The sequence below is a fragment of the Streptosporangium minutum genome (genome assembly GCF_002149035.1).
Classification (GTDB): Bacteria; Actinomycetota; Actinomycetes; order Streptosporangiales; family Streptosporangiaceae; genus Streptosporangium; species Streptosporangium minutum.
The window spans coordinates 1-4792 of the sequence record NZ_NGFP01000405.1 but is presented as its reverse complement, the minus strand read 5'-3'; the positions used below and the strand labels follow the sequence as shown (position 1 = coordinate 4792).

The window sequence follows — 4792 nt, the reverse complement described above, 5'->3', positions numbered from 1 at the left end:
CCGCCGGTCCCTCACCCGCCCACCGCCGGTCCCTCACCCGCCCTCCGGCCGGTCCTTCGCCGGCGCCGGTCGCTCCGGAACGCCTGGACCACTCCAGGCGGCCACCCGCATCGCCGGTACGGGGGATATCCGTTCCCCCTCACCGGGGAGATGAGGATCGCTCTGCCCGGTGATCACTTCCGAGCTGGGAAAACCCAGGATTAAGGCACACGCCAACCGCCTGGAGCCCTTGAGATGAACCCCCGCTTCGCATTTGTCGCCGCACCCCTGCTCGTCCTGGCCTACGGAGTCATCCGCATCCTCGACGGCCTCGACGGCAGCAGAGGCCCCGGCCTCGCCTGGACCACCGGCCACCTGGCGTTCATCGCCGCCCTGGCCCTGTTCGTCCCCATCTTCTGGGAGATGCGGCGGATGGCGGGCCGCGACGCCCTGTCGACGGTGAGCGCCGTGATGGGCTCCGTCGGCATCCTGGCCGCCTCCGCGCAGTTCGTCATCGACATCGTGGTCGGGTTCCTCTCCGCCGACCACGCGGAGATGGGCGTCCTGTTCGACCGGATCCAGGCCGTCCCGGGTGTCTCCCTCGCGATCTACGACGGCGGCCCCTACCTCTTCTACCTCGGCCAGCTCGCCCTCGTCGTCCAGCTCGCCGTGATCGGCCGCGTCAAGGCCTGGACGCCGGTGCTGGTCCTGCTCGACCTCGTCCTCCCGATCGTCGACCGCGACTTCATCCCGCTCGGGGCCATCTTCCTGCTCGTCTCCTTCGTGCCCCTCGCCCGCGGGATCGCGCCCACAGCCAAGCCCGTCACCGCCCACGCCGCCCGGCGTGCCGCCACCCACGCGTGAGCAGCCCGGGACGGGCCGGCCGGCGAGCCACCCCCTGGCCGCCGACCGGCCGCGCGCGGCACCGTCCCTGGCCGCGGTCCCGGCCATGGCCCTGGTCGCGGTCCCGGCCTGAGCCCTGGCTGTGGTTCAGGCCGGGGCCCTGGTGGGGGTCCAGGCCGAGGCCCTGGCGGAGGTCCAGACCGGGGCTTCAGCTGTGGTCCAAGCCTGAGCTTCGGCTGTGGTCCAAGCCGGGGCTCCAGCAGGGGCCACCCTCCGGTACCGGGGCGCTCCGAGAGGGAGCAGGATTGGGCACCGTGTCCGATCTGCCGTTCGTCGCCCAGTTACGCAGCCGGTTGCGAGCCCTTCCCCCGTGGTGGGTGGATGTGGCGGTCACCTCCCTGGTGATGGTCGCGCAGCTGTGGCCGTTCCTGGCCCACGACAACCCCCACCCCACGTCCTGGCACTGGTGGGGGTACGCGGTCGTGATCGCCGCCGTGACACCGCTGCTCTGGCGCCGCCGGGCGCCTCTGCCCGTGCTGGCCGTCACCCTCGCGGCGACCTCCATGTACGACCTCGTCGACAACGTGCCCTCGCAGCCGGTCTGGTACACCGGGATGATCGCGATCTACACCGTCGCCGTGTACTCCCCCCCTTGGCCCCGCCTGCTCATGCTCGCCATCACGATCTGCGGCGGCCTGTTGCTGGTCGGCTCGTCCGAGACCGCGCTGCGCGGCACCGTGTTGTTCGTCGCCGCGTACGCGGGTGGCAGGGCCGTCTCCGTCTCCCGCGCCTACGCGGCGGTCCTGGAGGAGCGGGCCGCCCGTCTGGAGCGCGAGCGGCAGGTCGAGGCGGAGCGGGCCGCCGAGCGGGAGCGGGCCAGGATCGCGCGCGACATGCACGACATCCTGGCCCACGCCGTGAGCATCATGGTGGTCCAGGCCGAGGCGGGACCTGTGGTGATCAGAAGCGACCCGGCCAGGGCCGAGGCGGCCTTCGACGCGATCGCCGCCTCGGGGCGTGAGGCGATGGTCCAGCTCCGGCGCATGCTGGGCGTGCTCAAGGAGGAGGAGGGACCCCGCGCGCCGCAACCGACCATCGGCGACCTGCCCACGCTGGCCGGCCAGGTCGCGGGCACCGGGCTCGACTTGGCCTACAGCACCCGGGGGGAGCCCCGGCCGCTCCCTCCCGACGTCGAGATCGCCGCCTACCGGATCACCCAGGAGGCACTGACCAACATCGTCAAACACTCGGGCGCCTCCCACGCCGACATCCGCCTCCACTGGGAGGACGACGCTCTGACGATCGACGTCACCGACGACGGCCTCGGCTCCGGGCTCTCCCTCCCGCCTGGCGGCAACGGCCTGATCGGCATCCGGGAGCGCGCCGCCGCCTGCGGTGGCACCGCGACCGCGGGACACCGCGCCGACGGGCCGGGTTTCCGGGTGTCGGTACGGCTGCCGCTGGCCGCCGAGGCGGTCCGATGACCGGCAGATCGCACGACCGTCACGGTCGCGACGCCTGTTCAGGGGCTCGCGCGGCCGTACGACCCCGGCGGGCCGCGTTCACCGCCTGAGACCCGTACACCCGCGAGCCGTGCCCCGGGAACATGTGCGCCCGGGGACCGGCTCCTGGGACCCGTACGCCCGCGGGCTGTGCCCCGGGAACATGTGCCCATCGGAGGCCGGCTCCTGAGAGCCGTACACCGGCGGACGGCACGCCCGCCTGCCGGTCGGTGGGATCAGCCCTGGTCGTGGGCGACGGCGCGGGAGCGCCGGCGATGCGCCTTCTGCCGGCAGGCCGTACCGCAGAACCTGGCGGGCCGGCCCGTGCGGGCGAGGTGGATGGGGGTGCCGCACGTCTCGCACAGGGGCACGGTCACACCAGCCCGGCCCCCGTCACCACCCACGGCCACTGCCCGTGCCCCGTCGCCACCCGGGGTCGCCGTCGGAGTGCCGTCACGGCGCGCGACCGGAGTTCCGTTACGGCTAGCGGGCAGGGTTCCATCACGGCCTGCGGCCGGGGTTCCGTTACGGTCCACGGCCAGGGTTCCATCACGGCCTGCGACTGGGGTTCCGTTACGGCTCGTGGGCAGGGTTCCGTCACGGTCCGCGGCTACGGGCCGGACCCCGGCACGGCCGGCCGCCATGGTCCCGCGGCTCACCGCGACCGGCGCGACCGGCGCGGCGGAGGCGACGTCGGCGCGGGCGTCGTAGTCGGCGCGGGCGGCGGCGATCTCGTTCTGGTGCTTCTCCGTCCACATGACGAGCGACTGGATCGTGTCATGCAGGGTCGCCCCCAGCGGCGTGAGCTCGTAGTCCACGCGGGGAGGCACGACGGGATGGACGGTGCGGCGCACCAGGCCGTCGCGCTCGAGCTGGCGCAACGTCACGGTCAGCATGCGCTGGCTGATGCCGTCGATCTCACGGCTCAGCTCGGTGAAGCGCAGGACGCGCCGGTCCAGCAGAGCGATCACCAGCAGCGACCACTTGTCCGCCACCCGATCGAGGATCTGGCGGACCTCGCAGTCCTCCCTGGTGTCCCACTGGCGGGCGTCGTAGTCGTCCTCGGTGCCCAGGCAGTTACCCGGTGACTTCGAAGCGCCTTCTTCCATCACCACTCAATGCTGTCGCATGATGTCTTTACTTACAAGAGGGAACCGACAGGCCGGAGGTGCCGACCGACCCCGCGCCCCGGCGGGCCGGAGCACGGATGACAAGATCGTCCTGTGACGCTGCTTCTCTCCCGCTCCGACCTGGAACGCCTACTCGATGTGGACGCGTGTCTCACGGCTCTTGAACAGGGATTCGTCGCCGCGGCCCCGGCTGTCGGACCTCAGCGGATCCGTACGGACCTGCCCGGTCCGGGCACGGCCACCGCGCTCATCCCGGGCCTGGTCGAAGGGATCCCCGCCTACACGGTCAAGGTCAACGCCAAGTTCCCCGGCGCGCGGCCCGCGCTGCGCGGCGTCGTCTGCCTGCACGATCTCGAAAACGGCGAGCTGCTGGCGCTGGTGGACTCGGCGACCGTGACGGCGTGGCGGACGGGCCTCGCGGCGGCGCTCGGCACACACGTGCTCGCCCGTCCCGGCGCCGCCACGGTCGCGGTCGTCGGCGCCGGAGCCCAGGCCGAGCTCGTCATGCGGGGCCTCGCGGCGCTCCGGCCACTGGACCGCCTGGTGGTCGCCGATCTCGACGTCCGGCGAGCGGCGGACTTCGCCGAGCGCCATGCCGTCGTCTCGGGCACCCGCTGCGACGTGGTCTCCGACGCGGCCGCGGCGGCGGGCGGCGCGGAGATCGTCGTACTCGCCACCTGGTCACGCGAGCCCCTTCTCCACGCCGGGGACATCGGAGCGGGCGTTCACGTCACCTCCCTGGGCGCCGACGAGCCGGGCAAGACCGAGCTCGCCTCCGACCTGCTCCGGGCCGGCCGCGTCATCGTCGACGACGTGCCCCTGGCGGTCGCGATGGGTGCGCTGGGCAACGCGGGTCTCACCGCGGACGACGCGGCGGGCACGTTGGCTCAGGTGCTGCGGGGCGAGGTGCCCGGCCGTCGTGACGACGACGAGATCACCGTCTACGCGCCGGTCGGGTTGCCATGGCAGGACCTGGCGCTCGCCTGGGTCGCCTACCACCGCGCCCTGGACGGCGGCGCGGGCCTTGAGTTCGCGTTCCTCGGCTAATGGGAGCTACCGGGTCGGCTGTTCGGGCAGACTCGGTGTCTGTAGCCGCTGGTGAGTGAGCACCCTCGTCGGCCGGACCTTGGAGTCCTGGGGTCAGATCGTGCCCTCACCGGTGGTCAGGGGTCTTGATCGCTGATGGGATGTCGTGCCCCTCGAGGGTCTGGGGTGAGCACTGGTCCATTAGTTCGCGGGCCGGCTCCTGCAGGCTGCTGACCGCTGTTGTCGATCGTCGGGGAGGTCGGGTTGCTGTTCGTTGGTGATGACTGGGCTGAAGACCATCACGATGTCGAG

The 4792-nt window shown here is 72.3% G+C and carries 4 protein-coding genes; 3 read left to right on the top strand and 1 reads right to left on the bottom strand.

Features of this window, described 5'->3' with window-relative positions:
* Positions 1 to 234: 234 nt before the first annotated feature.
* The gene (locus CA984_RS42625) at positions 235 to 843 is read left to right on the top strand and encodes a hypothetical protein (RefSeq protein WP_086578984.1); all 609 of its coding nucleotides are present in this window, start codon (positions 235 to 237) and stop codon (positions 841 to 843) included.
* 293 nt (positions 844 to 1136) lie between these two features.
* Positions 1137 to 2306, top strand: a complete 1170-nt coding sequence (locus tag CA984_RS42620) for a sensor histidine kinase (RefSeq protein WP_086578985.1) — start codon at positions 1137 to 1139, stop codon at positions 2304 to 2306.
* Between the two features lie 254 nt (positions 2307 to 2560).
* Here CA984_RS42620 and CA984_RS49135 read toward each other — a convergent pair whose 3' ends face one another.
* Positions 2561 to 3433 carry a winged helix-turn-helix transcriptional regulator gene (locus tag CA984_RS49135; protein ID WP_207621259.1) on the bottom strand — a complete coding sequence of 291 codons (873 nt, stop codon included), beginning with the start codon at positions 3431 to 3433 and terminating at the stop codon, positions 2561 to 2563.
* A gap of 114 nt (positions 3434 to 3547) precedes the next feature.
* Here CA984_RS49135 and CA984_RS42610 point away from each other — a divergent pair, with 114 nt between their 5' ends.
* Entirely contained in the window at positions 3548 to 4501 is a 954-nt protein-coding gene (locus CA984_RS42610) for an ornithine cyclodeaminase family protein (protein WP_086578983.1), read from the top strand.
* Positions 4502 to 4792 lie beyond the last annotated feature (291 nt).